The following is a 20882-nucleotide window of genomic DNA, read 5'->3' on the forward strand; positions in this document are numbered from 1 at the left end:
TCGTTGTTATGGTACAAATTAGCGTTGTTTAGTTGCGTTTAGCAAGGGAATTCACATTTACATCTTCGCCGTGGGCTTGTTTATCGGCGTGGTATGAAGAGCGAACCAGCGGGCCACAAGCGGCGTGCTTAAAGCCCATCTCTTCAGCAAGTTTGGTGTATTCCTCAAACTCGTCGGGATGAACATAGCGCTGCACAGGCAAGTGATCTTTGGATGGCTGCAGGTATTGGCCAATGGTGAGCATATCGATGTCGTGATCACGCATGTGTTGCATCACTTCGATAATTTCTTCTTTGGTTTCACCGAGGCCGACCATCAAACCGGATTTGGTTAATACATCCGGGCGACGCGCTTTATATTGCTTGAGTAATTCCAGCGACCACTCGTAGTTTGCACCCGGGCGCGCCTGGCGATACAAACGCGATACAGTTTCCATATTGTGGTTGAACACATCGGGCGCTTCTTTTTCCAGAATATCCAATGCGATATCCATACGGCCGCGAAAATCCGGCACCAATACTTCTACTTGCAGCTTTGGACTTAATTCGCGCGCTTCGCGGATACAGTCAGCAAAATGCTGGGCACCGCCATCGCGCAGATCATCGCGATCCACCGAGGTAATTACCACGTATTTCAAACGCATCTCGGCGATAGCTTCGGCGAGTTTGCGCGGCTCGTGTTCGTCGAGCGGATTGGGCTTGCCGTGGCCAACATCGCAGAAAGGACAGCGACGGGTACAGATATCACCCATGATCATAAAGGTCGCGGTGCCACCGCTGAAACATTCCCCCAAGTTCGGGCAGTTAGCCTCTTCGCACACCGATGAAAGTTTGTTTTTACGCAGGATGGATTTGATGCGCTCTACGTCTGGCGATGCAGGAATACGCACGCGAATCCAATCCGGCTTGCGCTGCAAGTCATCGCGATCAGTGGCAATCACTTTTACCGGAATACGCTCAACCTTGTCGGCATCGCGCAGCTTTTCGCCTTGCTTGTAGCGCTCAGTGCGCTTGACCGGCTGGAGTTCGGGAACAAAGGTAGATACGGGTGGTAGATCTGACATAAAGAAACTCGTTAAGAAACTCTTTCATTGGCCTCGTCGGAGGCACAGAGGGAGTCGGGTGAGGGATTTTGCGACCGTGCGCCGCCATGGATGGCGGTGCCGAGCCTCCAGGGATGGATTTACGGCGTGTCGCACAAGCCCTTACCCGGCTCCCGACCAGATTTGATGGCGCGCATTGTACAGGTTTCGTAGCCCAATTTCCGCGCAAATTCCGTAACAAGTTGGTCTTGAACCTGCGCAATAGAAGGGGGATTGGGTATAAGGTCGCGGATTTGGGTCATCGCCAAGCCCTGATAACCACAGGGATTGATGCGCCCGAAGGGAGATAAATCCATATCCACATTCAACGCCAGCCCATGAAAACTGCAACCACGACGCACGCGCAGGCCGAGCGAAGCGATCTTATCGCCATTTACATAGACGCCCGGCGCATCAGGTTTGGCGGCCGACTCAATGCCGTAATGCGCCAAAGTCGCAACGATGGTTTGCTCGATACGCGTTACCAGCTCGCGCACGCCGATGTTCAAACGGCGCAAGTCCAGCAGCGGATAAGCCACCAGTTGACCGGGGCCGTGATAAGTCACTTGACCACCGCGATCCGTTTGCACTACCGGAATCTCGCCGGGAAACAACAGATGCTCTGCCTTGCCCGCCTGCCCCTGGGTAAATACTGGCGGATGCTCCACCAGCCAAAGCTGATCGGCTGTTTCGGGAGTGCGCTGATTAGTGAAATCACTCATCGCCTGCCAGCTGGTTTGATAATCCTGCTGACCGAGGTTGATGACCTCCAAACTCAATTGACTCAAGTTACATCACCATCTTGATGCTGCGATTGAGGCGTAAATCCTCATGGATAGCGGTTAGCTGCTCAACGCCGGTGGCAGTAATCCATACGGTCAGCGAGTTATAGCGGCCTTTGCTGCTCTCTTTGATGGTGATGCGCGCTTGATCAAACCCCGGTGCATGGCGCTCGATGATTTCTACCACATAGGTGTGCAGCTCAGGACTGGCCTCGCCTAGCACCTTGATTGGGTAGTTTTCGCAGGGGAATTCAATTTTTGGGGGTTCTTGCTGGGACATATCGTGATAAACCTATAGACGGAACCAGAAACGGCACCTGTAAGCGAGGCGCAAATTATAACGCCTAGATGGGGGCAAAATCCCGCTTCACAAGCACTTAAAGCGGCCTTATCTGCTATTCAGCGCCAGCCTTATCCGCTATTCTCGCCCCTTGTTTGATCGCCGCAAAAATATAATTTACGCGACACATTTGCCGCATAAGGACTGTTGGTTTGCTACTCGATACCCGTCAATCGCTCGAAACTCCTGAAGGCGCCCTGCTTCCGCTCACTCCCGCTGGATTTGGCGTGCGCGCTTTGGCGCAAACACTGGATATTCTGATCCGCTACGGCATAGTCACAGTGCTGATGATTGTGCTCTCGCTGCTCGGGCGCATGGGCACTGGCTTGGGTTTGATCCTGATGTTCTTGCTCGAATGGTTTTATCCCGTCTTTTTTGAAGTCACCCGCAATGGCCGCACGCCCGGTAAAAAGTGGATGGGCATTCGCGTAGTGAATGACGATGGAACACCGATTACTTTCGGCCCATCGCTGTTGCGAAACCTTTTGCGTTTTGTCGATTTCCTCCCCGTGTTCTACCTCACCGGTATTATCGCCAGCCTGTGTAATCGCCAGTTCAAACGCTTGGGCGATTTGGCCGCAGGCAGCATCGTCATTTACGAAGTTCCACCTGCGCGCGAGCCAAGTTTTGAAGTGCGCGGCCAATTGCCTGTACCTGCTGATTTTTCTACCGACGAACAACGCGCGCTGCTCGCCTTTGCCGAGCGCAGCAAACATTTATCGGCTGAGCGCCAAAGTGAATTGGCGACGATTTTATTGCCGGTGATTGATAGTAAAGATCCAGTGATTGCCATCAAACAAATGGCGAATACCATGATCGGCAAGCACTAGGAGCAGGCGATGAAACAGGGACAATTCGAACAACTGTACCAACCGCTTTGGCAAGTGATGGAGCTTGAGATTATCGAGCTGGAAAAGCCTAACGGCCGCCTTAAAAGCAAAGAGCTGGCAAGTTTCGCTAGCCGCTATCGCCGCCTTTGTCATTTTCACGCGCTCGCTAAAGATCGCCACTACTCAAGCCACTTGGTCGACAAACTGGGCGACTTGGTCGTGCGCGGCCATCAACAACTTTATCGCCGCAAGCAGCCATTTTTTCAGCAGCTCATCAGTTTTATCGTTGCCGGATTTCCACGCTTGGTGCGCGAGCAACAAAAATATATTTGGTGGGCGACGGCACTACTCTATGTACCCGGCCTGCTGATTTATTTGGCGATTTTGTGGCAACCGGATTTGGTCTACACCATCACCTCGCCCGATCAAGTCAGTTCATTTGAGCAGATGTATGACCCCGCCAACCGCACACTCGGCAGCGCGCGCGAATCCGATACCAATGTGCAAATGTTTGGTTTTTATATCAGCAACAATATCAGCGTTGCCTTCCGCACTTTTGCCTCGGGGATTTTATTTGGCGTCGGCTCAGTGTTTTTTCTTATCTATAACGGTTTATTAATGGGCGCAGTCGCCGGCCATTTAACCAATGCCGAATTCACGCAAACATTTTTTACTTTTGTCATCGGCCACGGCAGTTTTGAATTAACCGCAATTTGTATCGCTGGTGCTGCGGGTTTAAAACTCGGTTATGCGCTGCTCGCACCGGGTAATCTCAGCCGCAAAGATTCGCTGATGCGCGCAGGCCAAGTTGCCATCCAATTGGTGTACGGCGTTATTCTCATGTTGGTAATTGCGGCATTTATTGAAGCCTTCTGGTCATCCAACAATATTCTTATGCCCTGGCAAAAATATTTAGTAGGCGGATTTTTATGGGCGCTGGTGATTGGCTATTTAGTCTTTAGCGGTCGCCATTTGCGCGGTGAGCGAGGCGCAGGATGAATCTGGATCAAGTTACCATTGAGATTCGCCCACGCAGTGCATGGGAAGCCGTCGACTTAGGATTATTGATGACCAAACGCTGGTGGTTGCCGATGATGAAAGTCTGGCTGCTGGTTAGCTTACCCTTATTTGCCATCACGCTATTAATTCCCGAGCGCTGGTTTTGGTGGGGCGCGCTTTTGCTCTGGTGGATGAAACCCTTATTAGAGCGCCCCTTGCTGCACATCCTAAGCCGCGCCGTTTTTAATGATTTGCCCAGCACTGGCAGCACCGTCAAATTGTTCCCATCACTTGCAAGTAAGCAATGGTTTTCAAGCCTGACCTGGAGGCGATTCAGCCCAAGTCGCTGCATGGATTTACCCGTGTTGCAACTGGAAGGATTGAGCGGCGCCCGCCGCCAAAATCGCCTGCAAGTATTGCATCGCGAAGATTCATCGCCCGCTGGTTGGCTCAGCTTTATCGGCTTGATGCTGGAAATTTTTTTATGGATCGGCATGATCAGTTTTATTTGGGCGTTGATTCCGCGCGAGATTAATATCGAATGGGCTAATTTCTTTTTTGATCAGGATTCCTCGCAATTGCATCTGCTGCAATTATCGCTTTGGTATATCGCACTCAGCCTCACAGCTCCATTTTATGTCGCCTGCGGTTTTGCACTCTATTTAAACCGACGCATCAAATTGGAAGCTTGGGATATCGATATTGCGTTTCGCCGTATTGTGAATAAACGTAGCGGGCAACAGGCCATAGCATCATTAATACTAGCGCTCTGCTTGGGCTTAAGTGTTTTTACGATAGATGCCAAGCGCAGTGCATTTGCAGATGAAAACCTGCCGGCAATAGAAAGCACATCAATAAAAGAAAATTTTGAATTAGATCCAGCTGATGAAAAACCACTAGGTGAATTCACCGAACTTGATCGTACTCAAGCACAAAGCGCAATCAAATCGGTAATGCAGCAACCGGAATTCAGTCGCAAAGAAATCCAGCGGAAATTAAAGCTTGATGATCCAGAGGAACCATCGAATTTTTGGAAAAAGTTTTTTAAGTTTCTATCCAATTTCGAAGGCTTTTTAGCGGCCGCCAGCCTGTTGGAAATTCTGCTTTGGGTTGCGGTTATCGCACTGATTGGATTTGCACTTTATCGCTATCACCATTGGCTCGCTGCACAGTTTGTACGCATCACCCCAGCACCTGCTCCAAAAGCAAAACCTACAACACTATTTGGTATGGATGTCACGCGTGAGTCGCTGCCGGAAGATATCAGTAGCCATGCACTCGCTCTGTTACAAGCGGGCGATGTACGCGCAGCATTAGCCCTGCTCTATCGCGCCAGTTTATTTCATCTGATCCACAGCGGCGTGGATATTCAGGATGGTCACACCGAACAAGAGTGCGCGGATTTAATGCGCGAATATTTTGTTAACAATACCAATGCGCAAGCGCGCATCGCTTACTTTGCAACGCTTACTCGTGAATGGCAACGATTGGCTTATGGCCACCTGACACCCAAGGCAGAACAAGCACAACACCTGTGTGCAAATTGGAATAGCTGCTGGCTAGGACAAGGTACAGACAAAAAAGGAGCTGCAAAGTGAGCAACGCAGCAAAACCACTAACCGCCACGCAACGCCAATTAATTATCGCAGCCTTAATCGCTGCATTTATCGGCCTTGGTTACTGGTGGTACACCACACTGGAATGGGAAGAAAAGGAAATCGATTTGGGCTATTCCAAAGAAGCCAAACAAAACGATTTTCTCGCCGCTGAAATTTTCCTACGCAAACACGGCGTTCGCGCAACCAGCGTTAAAAATCTGAGTCTGCTCGACCAGCACAGCTGGCGCAATCTGCAACTCGGCCAACAGGACACGATTGTTCTTATCAACGGTTATAAAACTCTTACTTGGGAGCGCTACGACGCACTTTATGATTGGGTGGAAAATGGCGGGACACTGATTACCTCAACACAAAATCCTTTTGTCGGCGCTCATACCGACAAAGAAGATGTTCTGCTGCAAGATTTTAATATCTCACTGGAACCAGAAAAATTTGACTCGGACACACGCGACTTTTTAGAAAAATTGTCCGATGAAATTGGTGATCCAAAGAAAGATGATGCAGAGGGTGAAGAAGTAGGAGAGGACAAGCGATTATCAAATAGCGATAAGAAAAAAGATAAAGCGGACAAAAAAGAAGAGCATCCTGAAAATTATTATCGCTGCTCCCTCGAAAATGAATCAACTCCCATAACCTTTGGCGAAGAAGAAAAACCTCTAAGCTTTGACTTCAGCCGTCATGCGCCATTTATTTACCATGAGTATGGTGAAGATGATGACTCTATTGATAACAATTCTGTAGATGACAATTCCGTAGATGACAAAGAGACAATTGAAGACAATCGCGAACACCTGGTGTATTTCGATATAGGCGAAGGCGCAATCACTATCACTAGCGACAATATGATCTGGTCAAATCAGCGCATCGATTGTCACGATCACGCTTACGGCCTTTGGCGATTAATTAATCCCAATGGTCGTGTTTGGTTTTTAATCAATCAGGATGCGCCGTCGCTTGCCAGTATTTTATGGCGTAATGCGCGCTATGGTGTCATCGCAGGCTTTGCTGCACTGCTGTTGTGGCTTTGGGCAAAAAGTTTGCGCTTCGGCCCGGTCTTCACGTCTGAAAAAACCGGCCGCCGCAGTCTAGCCGAACATATTTATGCAAGCGCCATGTTGCTCTGGCGCAAAAACGAGCACCCGCAGTTACTCGACATTATGCGCAACGATATTCTTGCGCGCATGGATGAACAGCATCCAAATCTGGCACAAGCAACCCAAGAAGAACGCGCTGTATTTTTGCAAGAATTAACCGGAATTGATGCAACTGATATTCAGAAGGCTTTATTTTCACTCGCGATGCGCAACCCACAGGATTTCTCCCAAGCAATCGCACACTTACAAACGATTCGTAAAAGCTTACACGGCAGTAATCTGTAACCAGATAATTTTTAGGAAATAAAACATGACTGACTTCAATATCCACAACGTAAATATCAACAGCGAAAATATCGAGCCAAATAAAGCAGCAGATGCTGACGAAAGTTTGCACAATCGTTTACAGCAAGCCAGCACTATTGCGAACAGCCTGCTCAATGAAATTAAAAAAGTATTGATTGGGCAAGATGCTGTTATCGAACAGGTATTAATTGCGCTGATTGCACGCGGCCATGTATTGATCGAAGGTGTTCCCGGCTTAGGTAAAACCTTACTGGTACGCAGCCTTGCCAAATGTTTTGGCGGGCAATTTTCGCGCGTGCAATTTACGCCCGACTTAATGCCCAGCGATGTGACCGGCCACGCTATGTTTAATATGGCCAAACAAGAATTTGAAATTCGCCGCGGCCCCGCGTTTACCAATTTATTACTGGCTGACGAAATTAACCGCGCACCAGCCAAAACCCAGGCCGCGCTGCTAGAGGTAATGCAGGAAGGCCAAATCACTATTGAGGGCGAATCCTTCAAAACCGGTGAACCGTTTATGGTGCTGGCAACACAAAACCCGATTGAGCAAGAAGGGACTTATCCATTACCCGAAGCCGAACTCGATCGCTTTATGCTGAAAATTATTATTGATTATCCAAATGAAAACGATGAGCAAGTAATGCTGCGCCAAGTGTGTTCGCAGGCGCAAGGCGGTTTTGGTTTGGAGCAGGTTCGCACTTTATTAAAACCATCGCATCTACTCAGCTTGCAAAAGATCGCCGAGCAAATCACAGTTGATGAGCAAATTTTGCAATACGTGGTAAAACTGGTGCGCGCCACGCGCACTTGGTCAGGTATTGCACGCGGCGCAGGCCCGCGCGCTTGTATTGCTCTGCTCTCTGCCGCGCGCGCTTATGCACTAATCAATAACAATTCATTTGTCACACCGGACGATGTGAAAAAAATGTTTATACCTGCATTGCACCACCGGATTTTGCTATCGCCCGAATTAGCGATTGAAGGTGTTGCTGCTGAGCGAATTTTGCAAAATATTTTGCTTCACGTCGAAGCGCCCAGACACTAATGTCCGGTTCAAAAAACACCATGCGTAGAATTTGGATTCCCAGCCAACGGCTGATCATCGGCTTTGTACTGCTTGCTGCCTTGATTTTTTTCAATGCGTTTAGCGCACATTATTTTGAATCTAGCCTTGGCGCACTTCTGCCCAATGCACTTTTTTTAGTTGTCGCTACAGTGGCAGCGTTGGACTGGCTGTTATCGCGCCGTTTACCACCGGTAGAAATTACCCGCGAATTGTCCGGCAATCTCGCCGTGGACAAATGGACAGAAGTAAAACTGCGCATTCAGCATCGATTTACTCAGGCTACCCGAATTCATATTTTTGACGGGGTACCTACCACCACGAATTACGACAACTTACCACTACAGATTGAATTACAACCCGGTATGGTAAGTAATAACCACTACCAATTGCGCCCGCTGGTGCGCGGTGAACTGCAACTGGATAAAACCCACATACAATTTTCCAGCCCCTTAGGTTTGTGGCATATCCGCTATTGGGCTGGCGAAGTCAGTCACGCAAAGGTGTATCCAGATTTTGTCGCTATCGCCAACTACGCCATTCTCGCCACGGAAAATCACACCAGCCAAATTGGAATTAAAAAGAAACAGCGGCGCGGTTCAGGAATGGAGTTTCACCAACTGCGCGAATATCGTCAGGGCGATAGCTTGCGACAGCTGGATTGGAAAGCGACATCGCGCCGCCAAAAATTAATTGCGCGCGACTATCAAGATGAACGCGATCAGCAAATTGTATTGATGATCGACAGCGGCCGCCGTATGCGCACCAAAGACGATGAACTCAGTCATTTTGATCACGCACTCAACGCCATGTTGCTGGTGAGTTATATCGCCCTGCGCCAAGGCGACAATGTTAGCCTGATGAGTTTTGGCGGCGATGCAAGTAACAAACACCGCTGGATTTCCCCGCAAAAAGGAATTGAACGCGTCAATGTTTTGTTGAATGGCATTTACGATTTGCACGCGCAGCAATCGACCGCAGATTACATTAGCGCCGCAGAAAAATTAGCGGTACTGCAACCCAAACGTTCACTGGTTATTCTCGCCACCAACTCGCGCGATGAAGACAGCACTGAACTATTGCTCGCCGTTAATCTGTTGAAAAAACGCCATTTGGTGATGGTCGCCAACATCCGCGAACAAGTACTCGACCAGCTCGACAACACGCCCGTGCAAACCTTCGACGATGCACTCAACTACGCCGGCGTGCGCCGCTTTTTGCACGAGCGCAGCGAATCCCACAAAAAACTCACCGCCTCCGGCGTCTACTCCATCGACTGCACCGCCAACGAATTAGCAGTGCGTGTAGCTAATGCCTATTTGGAAATTAAAAGTGCGGGAGTGTTATAAAAAATCAGCTTCTTTCAGGAGGTGTCAACTCCAGCGTGACAAAAATAGGATTGTGATCAGAGGCAGTGGATGCCCTGCTTTTACTTTTAATTATTTTAATATCGCGAATAAAAAAACGGTCAAGTGAAGACCCAAAAACCTGTTTCCGCACTCCCTCCTGAAATGCCACTTCAGTCAGGTTTGCGCTATTGGCAATACGCGTCAGCGCATTAAGCCTACGGTCACTCCAGGTATTAAAATCTCCGCCAAAAATAACCGGGCCACTATATGCGAGAAATATTTTTTGCATCGCATTTAGCTGTTCCTCGAAAATTTTAGTGCGCAGCGTAAAGTTTATTGAATGTATATTGGCCGTTAACAATAGAGTCCCATCTATATCCAGCAACATAATATTCGTAGCTTTTGGAGTCCTGAGCCAAGGCTCGGTATGCAAATAACTGCATCTAGCAACTATCGGATAATCACTGAGCGTTAAGACACCGGAATTAAAATCCTGGGTTCGGTAACCCATCACAAAGGATGAAAAGGGCTTACTATTGAGCAATTCCTTATGTTCCAACGCCTCCTGCAAAAACACTATATTGTTCTCTAGGCTATACCCCTTCAGCTCTTCAACTGCTGCCTGATTTTGTAGCTTATGAACGTTCCAGCTCAACACATTGATTGTTTTTGTCCCAGTGTTTTTGTGTTGCTGTTCCGCCGAATTGATAGCAGATGCACAGTCCTCCGGAGTTAGCTGTAATGCAGGAATGGTCCGTGCAAAGACGGATGTGCTAATAACCAACAACCAGACCATTAGCAGATGGCGAAACAAGTTCATTTTGACTACTCTGAATACGGAAAATAGCGATGTTTTGCTAGTGCGCGCTGGGACAAAAGTGCGCCCGCCATCTTATCTTGATTATTTTATAGGCAACAGCCGGTTCAACTAACTATATTCAACTTAGAAACTGTAAAAACCCTAATCCTTTATATAAGGGCGAGGAGACCCCATATGGCTATTCAATTCGCTTGCCCACCCCAGGAGCAGCGCATCAAGAAACTGTTTTTCACCTTTACAGGTGGCACCAACACAACAGTTCTCCCATTGTTTATATTCTTGATGTTAGGTTTATCTGGATGCCAATCTTTACCGGAGCGAAGCAGCTTGAATATAGAGCCCGACAGCCCTGTCATAGACCAAACATTTGTTGCGGCCACAACTCTGGCCAAAACAGCCCAAACCCTTTCGCAACAAAACCCTGAAAAATCCGGATTTTTCGTTCTGGCAGATGGTATCGAGGCCCTATCCGCCCGATTGCACCTAATCGACGCTGCGGAAAAAGTGATTGATGTCCAATACTACATTTGGCATGACGATTCAGTCGGCAAGGTTATGCAATATCGTCTTTTGCAGGCCGCTGATCGCGGCGTGAAAGTACGCTTGCTACTTGATGATATGGATACTGCGGGGAAGGATGATCGCCTGCTCGCACTAGACCAACACCCCAACATTCAGATACGCACATTCAACCCATTTCCAAATCGGAATTCTCGCTGGAAAGATTTTTTAACTTCCGGGGTGCGTGTCAATCACCGAATGCACAACAAATCTATTACCGCAGACCGCAGTGCATCCATTCTCGGTGGCAGAAATATCGGCGATGAATATTTTAATGCATCAACGCTGGTCAATTTTGCAGATGTTGATGTACTCACATTAGGCAAAGCCGCCGAAGAGGTAGCCGATTCATTTGATTTATATTGGAATAGTGAAAATGCTTATCCACTCACTGCAATTGCCCACGCCAAAGATGGCAGCGTAGAAACACTGGAAAGCCTTGCTGATATGTACAAAACATTTTTAGCGGCTGCCGGTGAAACGCCCTATAGCGACTCGTTAAAAAACGCAAAATTTAATAGCTATACATCGTTTGAACAAATTCCGTTTCATTGGAGTGAGTGGCAACTCGCCTATGATTTGCCATCAAAAATGAGCACCGATTCCATAACATCTGCAACACACTTGGCGCCACAACTGGCAGCTATTGCCAAGAATGCGACATCAAGCATCACTATAGTTTCACCCTATTTTGTGCCAGGAAAAGATCTGACAAAACATTTAACAGATTTAGTTAGCAAGGGGATTCATGTCCGTATTTTGACAAATTCGCTCGCGTCCAATGATGTCGCATTGGTACATGCAGGCTACTTACGCTATCGAAAAGGTTTGGTAAAAGGTGGGGTAGAACTATACGAACTAAAACCAAAAACCACACAACTTATAAACAGGCCTGAAGGCGTATCCACATTAAATACAACTCCCTCTGGAACATCGAATGGCCAAGAGAAAAAAAGCCCTTGGTATGCAGGCTCAAAATCCAGTTTACATGGCAAGTATTTTGTCTTTGATAACGCCGAAATGTTTATCGGATCATTTAATTTGGATGGGCGGTCAATCGAGCTGAATACGGAACTGGGAGTTTATTTTGTAGACCGCGATTATGCGAAAATGCTGGATGATATTTTTTCTAAAAATGCCCCACGCAATGCTTACAAAATCCAGCTATCGGATAAAGGAAAAGTGGAGTGGCATGGCATTGAGGACGGTAAGCCAGTCGTACATACCGCTGAACCTAACACCAGTACCTGGACTCGCTTCAGCACCCGCCTCTTATCTTTTATAGTGCCCGAAAAACAATTGTAAACGGCACATGTTAGGCAACATTCTTAGCGGTAGGGGAAATCAAGGCTTGGGATTGCTTGTTTCCCTATACGCCGCCAACTCCTTTTCAAACCAGAGCGCACTATTGATATCTGCTTGCCCTTCACATTTTACGATGTAAGGTTTTCCAGAAATACTACTTTCCGTAGCTGCTTTTTTAATAAAGCTTTCAGTATCGGTCAGCATTTTTTTGCGCGCGAGATAATTATATTTTTTCCTGATATGCGCTGCTGCCTCGGCAGCTGAATGCCATGAGCCGTTACGGTTGAACTGACAGCCAGAGTTTTCCAAAAACACAAGAAGGTGCTCGATCTCCTGCGTTGTCGTACTGGAAACATCTTCTGCACGACTTAACAGGCTGCACATCATCAAGCTACAAATAAGAATAAGCTTCATCATTTTACTGATCTCCAGTTGTAGTTAGGGAGGATGCTAGTAAAAGTATATCCCCTTTAGCAAAAAAGGCAGCCGAAGCTGCCTTTTTGGGTGTTAATCAAGTATCGATTATTGTGGTGTTTCAGATCGCATTTCAGTTGAATCAGTTTCTGATGACGCATCATCCTCTACCGCTTCGACGACTTCATCATCAACAATTTCTTCTTCTGGTGTTTCGTAAGAGATGCCATCTTCCAGCGCTTCATCGCTGAACAGAGTATCGTCCACTGCACCATCTGTAGTGTATTCAGATGGGTAGCCAGAATCATCCTGGGAATCATAAGACGATTCAAAACTCTGCGCACGCTGCACATAATCTTGATACGCAGGCAGAGCGATCGCGGCAAGGATACCGCCAATAAAAAACAATGCCACAAAAGATAAAGCCAATACCCAGTGCCAGGTTTTATTGGGAGGTGTTTGCAAACCGTAATTATTGCGCCCCTCTGTTCCTTTGAAGAAAATCAGTAGAACAAGCAGATAAATATTGGCGAGTGGAATTAAACACAACAAAGACATCCAACCAGTTTTATTTAAGTCATGCAAGCGCTGAATCATCAAAATAAAACTGAATGCAATCATGGCAATATAGGCAATAACGCCCAACACAATAGCAACGGTAACTGAGCCATAAAAGCCCAGCAGACCAATCACAAAGAACACGGCAAACATTGCCAAAGTGAACAGCATTGAATGCGCCCAATAACGCAGGCGGTTAATACGCGAGGAGGGCGAGAAAAATTTGACTTCCTCGACTGCATTGTCGTCGGTAGTCAGTTGACCTTCTGGTGTTTGATAGGGATTAGTTGACACACAAAACTCCTTTAATTGTTATAAACATTCCGGGTGGTTGCTTACGAATTGCCGCGTAAGTTGTGCAACCACCAGCAGAATGATTCTAACGTCAACTAAACATATTGCGGAAGAATAATTTCAAATTATCCAGCAAGCGTGCGAAGAAACCGGCTTCTTCAACAGGCTGCAATGCCACTATGGGCGTGTTCACCAATAATTGGCCATCCAACTCTACAGTCAAATTGCCCAGCTCCTGACCAGCAACAATAGGCGCTTTGATAATTTCATTCACATGCATTTTGGCTTGCAGCGATTGTTCGCGACCTTTTGGTAAGGTCAGCACTATATTGTTAGGAATTCCCAATGCTACTTCTTGTGCTTTACCAGCCCATACACGAGCAGTGCTGACTTGCTGGCCAGCTTGATACAGCGGAGTCGTTTGGAAATAACGGAAACCATAAGCCAATAATTTTTGTGTTTCTGCGGCGCGCGCACTTTCGCTTGCGGTGCCCATCACAACAGCGATAAAGCGAGTGTTTTCGCGCTTGGATGACGCCACCAAACAATAACCTGCTTCTTCAGTATGGCCAGTCTTGAGGCCATCCACAGTTTCATCGCGATTCAACAACAAATTGCGGTTGGGCTGGCGAATATTGTTATAGAAAAAGTATTTTTCTGCGTAGAGCGGATAGTGACTTGGGTGATCATTAATAATAGCGCGAGCAAGTACTGCTAGATCTTTTGCCGTAGTCAAATGCCCTTCTGCTGGCCAACCAGTAGAATTTTCAAAATGGGTATTAACCATCCCCATACGAGCGGCCGTTTGATTCATCAAATCGACAAACGCATCTTCATTGCCTGATACAAACTCAGCGAGCGCAACTGTTGCGTCATTACCCGATTGAATAATGACGCCGCGCAGTAAATCGATAACCGATACTTGCGTACCTTCACGTACGTACATACGCGACCCGCCCATCTTCCAGGCTTTTACGCTGATATTCACCATCGCATCTTCAGAGATGCGTCCTTTTTCGATTTCATCCACCACCAAATAGCTGGACATCATTTTGGTCAAACTTGCAGGCGGTAAACGCTGCTCTGAATTGCTTTCAGCAACAATGTTGCCGGTTGTTGCATCAACCAAAATAAAACCCGTCGCCGCCAACTGCGGTGCAGCTGGAATGACTTGTGGTTTTTGTTCAACCACTTGCCCCGGTGTGGGGGTTGGCAATGTTGAGGTAGGAACAGGCAAGGAAGGCTGCTGTGCAAATGTAAAACTGGAGCTTGCCAACATGACGCTGACCAGGAATTTTTTAATCATGGCAATAAACACTCTGCAAAACGAAAATGAACGACAACATGAAAATGATAAAAAAGTTTAACACTACCCTAAGGGGGTGAATCAAACCTGAATATCACCCATTCGCTGCCGGCGTATTACTGATAGACCACATGGGCCTCAAATATTTTGATGCGCGCCAACTGATTGCGCGCATCCTGCAAACTTTTTGCATCGGTAAACGGGCCTACACGCACGCGATGAATTTGTTTTGGTTGCATCGATGAATTAATCGTAACCGGAAACGTTAATTTGCTGCCGACACTGGCAGCAAATTGTTGCGCTGAGGCTTTTTGACCAAAGGCACCTACTTGCAAATAGGTGCCTGCAGGTAGCGCAGGTTCTTTGTGCGCAACTGCTTTGCTATCAGCGCGACGCGGAATAGGCGCAGCATCATTCGGAAGCGCGATTTCCACTTCGACACGACCTGTGCCGGTTTTATGAATGCCGATACGTTGAGCAGCTGCATAACTTAAATCGATGATGCGCCCCTTGTGAAACGGACCGCGATCATTAATGCGCACCACAACGCTTTTACCATTATCCAAATTAGTTACGCGTACATAAGAGGGAATCGGCAGCGTTTTATGTGCGCCGGTCATGGCATACATATCATAGCGTTCACCGTTGGAGGTATTGTGGCCGTTAAATTTATTGCCGTACCAAGAGGCGTAACCACGCTCGCGATAAGAGCTTTCATCTTCAATTAAATGATAGGTTTGGCCGAGCACAGTATAAGGATTGCGGTTGCCGGCTTTAGTACGCGTTTCATAGCGCGGCACCGCATCGGGAACATGCGACAGATCTATATCTTCACTGGGACCAAAATCCTTGTCGTGTTGATAGCGTCCATCATTGGGATTGTAGGGCGCGTCAGATTTGGCCGCAGGTTTTTGTTTATTGCCCGAGCAGGCAGCTAAAAAAATACAGCCAACTAACATCAGCAGGATATTTATTTTTTGCAATTTGCTTACAGTCGCCGCTCGGGTTTTTAGCATTGTTAATATTCGCTCTCGTTATTTAATTTTTGGCTTTTTGCATTGCTTGTTTGATTTCCAAGCTCAAATCGTACACTGCCATTGCATACATAGGGCTGCGGTTATAGCGGGTAATGGTGTAGAAATTCTGCAAGCCTAACCAATATTCCAAGCCATTAGCGCCATCAAATTCCAGCGCTATCACCGGAGTTTTATTAGCCAATTTTTGTGTCGGCGCGATACCGGTTTTTTTCCAGTCTGCAACACTGATTTCAGGCTGCACCACCTGATTAAATGCGCTATTCGACAGCACAGCTTCGCGCGCCTTGGTCAAGGTAGCGGGAACCACAACGGTTTTACCGGTTTGCCAGCCGTGTTTTTTGAAATAGTTGGCGACACTACCGATGGCATCGGTAGGGTTATTCCAAATATCGGTAAAACCATCGCCATTGAAATCTACCGCGTAGTTGCGATAACTGGATGGCATAAACTGGCCGTAACCCATAGCACCGGCGTAGGAACCTTTGAATTCCAACGGATTGTGTTTTTGCTCGCGAGTAAGGATAAAGTAGTTCACCAATTCAGAGCGGAAAAAAGGCGCGCGCGGCGGGTAATCAAATGCGAGCGTGGTAAGCGCATCTATCACATACCAACTGCCAGTATTTTTGCCGTAGTTGGTCTCGACGCCAATAATCGCCACAATAATTTCTGCAGGAACGCCGAATTCTTTTTCAGCGCGAGTCAATGCAGCGCGATGTTCATTCCAAAAAGCTACGCCATTAGTGATGCGCATAGGCACGATAAAAATCGGGCGATACTCTTTCCAGGTTTTGGATTTTTCTGCCGGGCGCGCAATCGCATCCAAAATTGGCTGGCGCTTTTGCGCTTTACTCAGAATCTGATTAATTTCAGCTGCAGTAAAACCGTGTTTTTGTACCATTTCATCGACAAAATCAGCGGCGAGTGGATGCTGACTGTAGTCGGCAGCAGCGCTGAGGCTCACCCCCATACCAACCAATAAGCTCAAGCAACTTTTCGTAAAACGACGGCAGAGAGACAACATAAAACCTCGTGGATTATTTAGATTTCAGGGTTTACGCTCGCGGCGTCATTACCCGTTTTTTCTCGGTTGAGATGGCCATTAACAAACCAAACCCTGCAAAGAGCGCCACAATAGCAGTACCGCCCTGACTGATCAGCGGCAGCGGCACCCCCACCACCGGCAACATGCCCGATACCATTCCCATATTGACGAACACATAGACAAAAAAGGTGGAGCTAACCGCAGCGGCCAGCAAGCGGCCAAAACTATTTTGCGATTTCACGGCGATCATCAACCCGCGCACAATCACCATCGCGTAAATCGTCAACAACATGATTACGCCGAGCAAACCAAATTCTTCCGACATCACCGCAATAATAAAATCGGTATGCCCTTCTGGCAGAAAGTCCAAACGCGATTGCGTGCCTTCCATCCAGCCTTTACCCGACAACCCGCCTGAGCCGATAGCAGTTTTGGATTGGATAATATTCCAGCCGGTGCCCAGCGGATCTTGCGTTGGATCAAGCATGGTCAGTACCCGCTGACGCTGGTAATCGTGCAGCATAAAATGCCAGATTGGCCAGAGACTGGCGGCAAAGATAGCGACCGCAGCAAGGATATAACGCCAGAGCAGGCCTGAGAAAAACAGCACCATAATGCCCGAGGTAGCAACCAAAATTGAGGTTCCCAAATCCGGCTGTTCGATGATCAAGGCGGTAGGTAAGCCGATCAGGCCCAACACCACCATCACCTGCATAAAACGCGGCGGCATAAAACCTCGACTGAGATAAGCCGCAATCGCTATTGGCATCGCCAACTTCATAACTTCTGATGGCTGAAACCGGAAACTACCAATCTGCAACCAGCGCTGCGCGCCCATAGAAATGTCGCCAAAAATAGTCACCGCGAGCAACAGCAAAATTCCACCAACATAGGCAAAGGGCGCCATACGCCGCATAAATTCCACTGGAATCTGCGCCACCACAAACATGGTGACATAGGCGATCATAAAAAACGTGGCCTGCTTTTCAACACTCGGCAGATGGTGGCCACTTGCGCTGTAGAGTACGGTCAAGCCTACCACCGTCAACAACAGCAATAACAGCAGCAGGAAAAAATCGATATGCAGCCGCTCAGCAAGACGCGCGCGGCGGCTAAACGCACTCGCGGCCTCGGGCATGCGCCGCAGAAAATCTTGTTTACTCATGATGAATTCCGCTCGACGAAGATGCAGCTGAGCTAGCCGCTTTTGCCGCTGCCTCAGCAGCCTTGGCTGCGCGCACCGCTTTGCGCTCGGCGATATAATTGTTGGCGCGCTTGATAATGGCGGCGTGATGGAAGCCCAGCGGCGGGACAAATTCGTCCTCTTTGAGGTAGTAGCCCAATAGATAGGCATCGGTCATGGCGCGCGCCACAGGCGCCGCCTGACTGGAACCACCTTCGGCGTTTTCCAGCATCACCGCTACTGCAATTTGTGGATCTTCAAGCGGGGCAAAAGCGACAAACAAGGCGTGGTCGCGATGGCGCTCTTTTAACAGCGCCGAGTTGTACTTGGCGTTTTGTGCGATGGCAACTACCTGTGCCGTACCCGATTTACCCGCGATACGGTATTCCGCATTTTCACCCACGCGTCTAGCAGTACCGCGCGCGCCGTGCATTACTTCGGCCATTCCTTCAAAAATCGCATCCCAGTATTCGGGTTTCATTTCGATTTTGTCTTCAATAATCGGTTCATGCACTTGATCGCCGATCTTCTGAATAAATTGCGGGCGATAACGCACTCCACGGTTAGCGATGGTAGAGGTCATCACTGCCAGTTGCAGTGGCGTAGCTAACATATAGCCCTGCCCAATCGACACGTTGACCGTATCACCCGGGTACCAGGCCTGACCTTTGGCCGCGCGCTTCCATTCACGCGAAGGCCATATTCCTTTGCGTTCACTGGGCACATCGATCCCGGTCAATATGCCCAAACCGAAATAGTGACCATACTCACTCATACGGTCGATACCCATCCGGTTGCCCAAGTCCCAGAAATACACATCACAGGATTGCGAAATACCGGTTTTAAGGTTGACCTGACCATGCCCACCGCCAGTGACCTTGAGGCTCCAATCGCGCCACAAACGAGAAGCGCCGGGAAGCGAAAAGACACCGCGATCAGAGATAGTGCGATTTACATCGGTAAACCCTTCTTGCAAGCCAATCAACCCGATGACCGGCTTGACCGTAGAGCCCGGTGGATACTGTGCCTGCAAGAAACGGTTAAATAGCGGCGTGTCTATATCTTCATTCAGACTTTTGTAGCTGGCGTAACTGATGCCAGTTACAAACAGATTAGGGTCAAATCCGGGGTAGCTCACAGCAGCCAGTACACCGCCGGTTTTTACATCAATCGCCACCACCGCACCGCGACGGCCGCGCATCACCGCTACGGCGGTTTCTTGCATGCGGGTATCCAAATTCAGGCGTAAATCACTGCCCTGTTTAGGGTCGATGCGATCCAATACCCGCATCACGCGGCCACGCGCATTGGTCTCAACGTTTTGGCTGCCCACTTGCCCGAGCAATACGTCTTCGTAACTTTTTTCGATGCCGATTTTGCCAATCGCGTGAGTACCGGAATAGCGCTGGACTTGTTCTGGCGTAAAGGATTCCAGTTCTTTTTCATTGATGCGGCTGGTGTAGCCGATCACATGGGCAAACATATCGCCGTGCGGATAATTGCGCACCAGCTCTGCATTCACCTCTACCCCATCGAGCAAGTGTTGGTTGACCGCGAGACGTGCAATTTCATCTTCAGTAAGGCGATAACGCAGCGGAACCGGGTCGAGTTTATGGCGGCGTTGTTTTTGCGCTTTATAAAATTTACCCAAGTCCTGCGGAGTGATTTCGATGAGGGTCTTTAACAACTCGATGGTGTTGTTTAACTCGGTTTCATTGGCGCTCACGACCGAGAGAGTAAAACTCGCCTTGTTGTCAGCAAGCAGTTCGCCGTTGCGATCAAAAATCAAACCGCGCGTGGGTGGCACAGGCTGTACATGAACGCGATTGCGGTCAGATTGGGTGGCGTATTCTTCGTAATTGACGATTTGCAAATCGTAATAGCGATAGAGGAGCGTGCTGGTCAGGGTGAGCATAAAAGCCGCCATCACCAGTACGCGATTGCGAAATATTTTTGCTTCGCGCTGGTGGTCTTTAAACTGCTGGGCTTCTTGCATTATCGGGCCGATAAAAAATCAGGTTGAAGTTGATGGAACAAAAATTATTTATGGTATGGATGGTTTTGCAAAATGGTACAGGCGCGGTAGAGCTGCTCAATCACCAGAATACGCACCAGCGGATGGGGCAATGTCAGCGGCGATAGTGACCATTTAATTTTCGCCAATGCCGAGCACTCGGGCGCTAAACCATCGGGGCCGCCAATGAGCAGCGAATAATTATTGCCACTCATTTTCCAGCTCGACAAATTTTCTGCCAGCTGCTCAGTGCTCCAGGGTTTGCCTTTGACTTCAAGGGCGATGACTTGTTCATCTTTACCGCCCTTTTCGATCATGGCCAACATGGCCTCGCCTTCTTTTTCCATCGCCTTGGCGATATCGCTGTTTTTGCTGCGCTGGGCGAGCGGCAATTCCACCATTTCCACAGTGACATCGCGCGGCATACGCTTGGCATATTCCGCGTAGCCCGCTTCAACCCAGTCGGGCATTTTAGTGCCCACGGCGATAATTCTGATGCGCATGAAAAATTAAGCGCGGCTCGCCGGCTTCATCGACCAGAGTTTTTCCAGCTCGTAGTAGTCGCGCGTTTCCTGTTGCATTACGTGTACAACGGTATCGCCGTAGTCCACTAACACCCAGTCGCCCACTTCCAAACCTTCAACACCAAGCGCGCGGAAACCGGCTTTTTTGGTTTCTTCTACCAAATTTTCAGCCAGTGAGCGCGAGTGACGGCTGGAGGTACCGCTGGCGATAATTAATGTATCCATTACATCGCTCAGTTCATGCACATCGAGTGTGACAATGTTTTTGCCTTTGAGGTTCTCAAGGGCGTCGATGATGGCTTTGTTTAAATCTGACATTCAGTTACCTATTAATAACAATTTCAAAAAATAAAATCAG

Annotated in this window: 20 protein-coding genes; 7 read left to right on the plus strand and 13 right to left on the minus strand. The window is 48.2% G+C overall.

All coding sequences use genetic code 11. From position 1 onward, the window contains the following. Window positions 1-28: 28 nt before the first annotated feature. From lipA to SPL68_RS14315, 3 genes are all read right to left on the minus strand, one after another. Complete coding sequence (gene lipA / locus SPL68_RS14305; RefSeq protein ID WP_323815853.1) at window positions 29-1063, minus strand: lipoyl synthase; 1035 nt, start codon at window positions 1061-1063, stop codon at window positions 29-31. Window positions 1064-1182: 119 nt separating this feature from the next. After that, on the minus strand, window positions 1183-1869 hold the full coding sequence (gene lipB, locus SPL68_RS14310) for a lipoyl(octanoyl) transferase LipB (RefSeq protein WP_323815854.1): 687 nt from the start codon (window positions 1867-1869) through the stop codon (window positions 1183-1185). A gap of 1 nt (window position 1870) precedes the next feature. Further along, entirely contained in the window at window positions 1871-2143 is a 273-nt protein-coding gene (locus tag SPL68_RS14315) for a YbeD family protein (RefSeq protein WP_323815855.1), read from the minus strand. A gap of 212 nt (window positions 2144-2355) precedes the next feature. Between SPL68_RS14315 and SPL68_RS14320 the strand changes: the two genes are divergently transcribed. From SPL68_RS14320 to SPL68_RS14345, 6 genes are read left to right on the plus strand one after another with little or no spacing between them, the layout of a single operon-like run. Continuing rightward, window positions 2356-3033, plus strand: a complete 678-nt coding sequence (locus SPL68_RS14320) for an RDD family protein (RefSeq protein ID WP_323815856.1) — start codon at window positions 2356-2358, stop codon at window positions 3031-3033. A 9-nt stretch (window positions 3034-3042) separates the two neighbouring features. After that, on the plus strand, window positions 3043-4032 hold the full coding sequence (locus SPL68_RS14325; RefSeq protein ID WP_323815857.1) for a stage II sporulation protein M: 990 nt from the start codon (window positions 3043-3045) through the stop codon (window positions 4030-4032). Continuing rightward, window positions 4029-5630, plus strand: a complete 1602-nt coding sequence (locus SPL68_RS14330; RefSeq protein ID WP_323815858.1) for a DUF4129 domain-containing protein — start codon at window positions 4029-4031, stop codon at window positions 5628-5630. Before SPL68_RS14325 ends, SPL68_RS14330 begins: the two co-directional genes overlap by 4 nt. Next, on the plus strand, window positions 5627-7030 hold the full coding sequence (locus SPL68_RS14335) for a DUF4350 domain-containing protein (protein ID WP_323815859.1): 1404 nt from the start codon (window positions 5627-5629) through the stop codon (window positions 7028-7030). Before SPL68_RS14330 ends, SPL68_RS14335 begins: the two co-directional genes overlap by 4 nt. A 25-nt stretch (window positions 7031-7055) precedes the next feature. Further along, window positions 7056-8099, plus strand: coding sequence for an AAA family ATPase (locus SPL68_RS14340; RefSeq protein ID WP_323815860.1), 1044 nt, complete (start codon window positions 7056-7058; stop codon window positions 8097-8099). A 20-nt stretch (window positions 8100-8119) separates the two neighbouring features. Continuing rightward, a complete protein-coding gene (locus SPL68_RS14345; protein ID WP_323815861.1) occupies window positions 8120-9466 on the plus strand; it encodes a DUF58 domain-containing protein in 1347 nt (448 codons plus the stop codon). A 4-nt stretch (window positions 9467-9470) separates the two neighbouring features. Here SPL68_RS14345 and SPL68_RS14350 read toward each other — a convergent pair whose 3' ends face one another. Next, window positions 9471-10286, minus strand: a complete 816-nt coding sequence (locus SPL68_RS14350; RefSeq protein ID WP_323815862.1) for an endonuclease/exonuclease/phosphatase family protein — start codon at window positions 10284-10286, stop codon at window positions 9471-9473. Between the two features lie 174 nt (window positions 10287-10460). Here SPL68_RS14350 and SPL68_RS14355 point away from each other — a divergent pair, with 174 nt between their 5' ends. Then, complete coding sequence (locus tag SPL68_RS14355; RefSeq protein WP_323815863.1) at window positions 10461-12152, plus strand: phospholipase D family protein; 1692 nt, start codon at window positions 10461-10463, stop codon at window positions 12150-12152. A gap of 39 nt (window positions 12153-12191) precedes the next feature. On the opposite strand, the gene SPL68_RS14360 is transcribed toward SPL68_RS14355, so the two are convergent. The 9 genes from SPL68_RS14360 to rsfS form a co-directional block, all read right to left on the minus strand. Further along, window positions 12192-12569, minus strand: a complete 378-nt coding sequence (locus SPL68_RS14360; protein WP_323815864.1) for a YfeK family protein — start codon at window positions 12567-12569, stop codon at window positions 12192-12194. Between the two features lie 105 nt (window positions 12570-12674). Continuing rightward, on the minus strand, window positions 12675-13418 hold the full coding sequence (locus SPL68_RS14365; protein ID WP_323815865.1) for a DUF805 domain-containing protein: 744 nt from the start codon (window positions 13416-13418) through the stop codon (window positions 12675-12677). A gap of 91 nt (window positions 13419-13509) precedes the next feature. Beyond that, window positions 13510-14724, minus strand: a complete 1215-nt coding sequence (locus SPL68_RS14370; protein WP_323815866.1) for a D-alanyl-D-alanine carboxypeptidase family protein — start codon at window positions 14722-14724, stop codon at window positions 13510-13512. A gap of 116 nt (window positions 14725-14840) precedes the next feature. Beyond that, on the minus strand, window positions 14841-15740 hold the full coding sequence (locus tag SPL68_RS14375; RefSeq protein ID WP_323815867.1) for a septal ring lytic transglycosylase RlpA family protein: 900 nt from the start codon (window positions 15738-15740) through the stop codon (window positions 14841-14843). Window positions 15741-15762: 22 nt separating this feature from the next. Then, window positions 15763-16782, minus strand: coding sequence for a lytic murein transglycosylase B (mltB, locus tag SPL68_RS14380; protein ID WP_323815868.1), 1020 nt, complete (start codon window positions 16780-16782; stop codon window positions 15763-15765). A 31-nt stretch (window positions 16783-16813) separates the two neighbouring features. Next, window positions 16814-17968, minus strand: coding sequence for a rod shape-determining protein RodA (gene rodA / locus SPL68_RS14385; protein ID WP_323815869.1), 1155 nt, complete (start codon window positions 17966-17968; stop codon window positions 16814-16816). Next, window positions 17961-19982 carry a penicillin-binding protein 2 gene (gene mrdA / locus SPL68_RS14390; RefSeq protein ID WP_323815870.1) on the minus strand — a complete coding sequence of 674 codons (2022 nt, stop codon included), beginning with the start codon at window positions 19980-19982 and terminating at the stop codon, window positions 17961-17963. The genes rodA and mrdA overlap by 8 nt, the downstream gene beginning before the upstream one ends. 44 nt (window positions 19983-20026) lie before the next feature. Continuing rightward, window positions 20027-20503: a 23S rRNA (pseudouridine(1915)-N(3))-methyltransferase RlmH gene (gene rlmH, locus SPL68_RS14395; RefSeq protein WP_323815871.1), complete on the minus strand. Its 477-nt coding sequence runs from the start codon at window positions 20501-20503 to the stop codon at window positions 20027-20029. A gap of 6 nt (window positions 20504-20509) precedes the next feature. Then, window positions 20510-20842 carry a ribosome silencing factor gene (rsfS, locus tag SPL68_RS14400; protein ID WP_323815872.1) on the minus strand — a complete coding sequence of 111 codons (333 nt, stop codon included), beginning with the start codon at window positions 20840-20842 and terminating at the stop codon, window positions 20510-20512. Window positions 20843-20882 lie beyond the last annotated feature (40 nt).

The sequence above is a fragment of the Cellvibrio chitinivorans genome (assembly GCF_035117775.1).
Classification (GTDB): Bacteria; Pseudomonadota; Gammaproteobacteria; order Pseudomonadales; family Cellvibrionaceae; genus Cellvibrio; species Cellvibrio chitinivorans.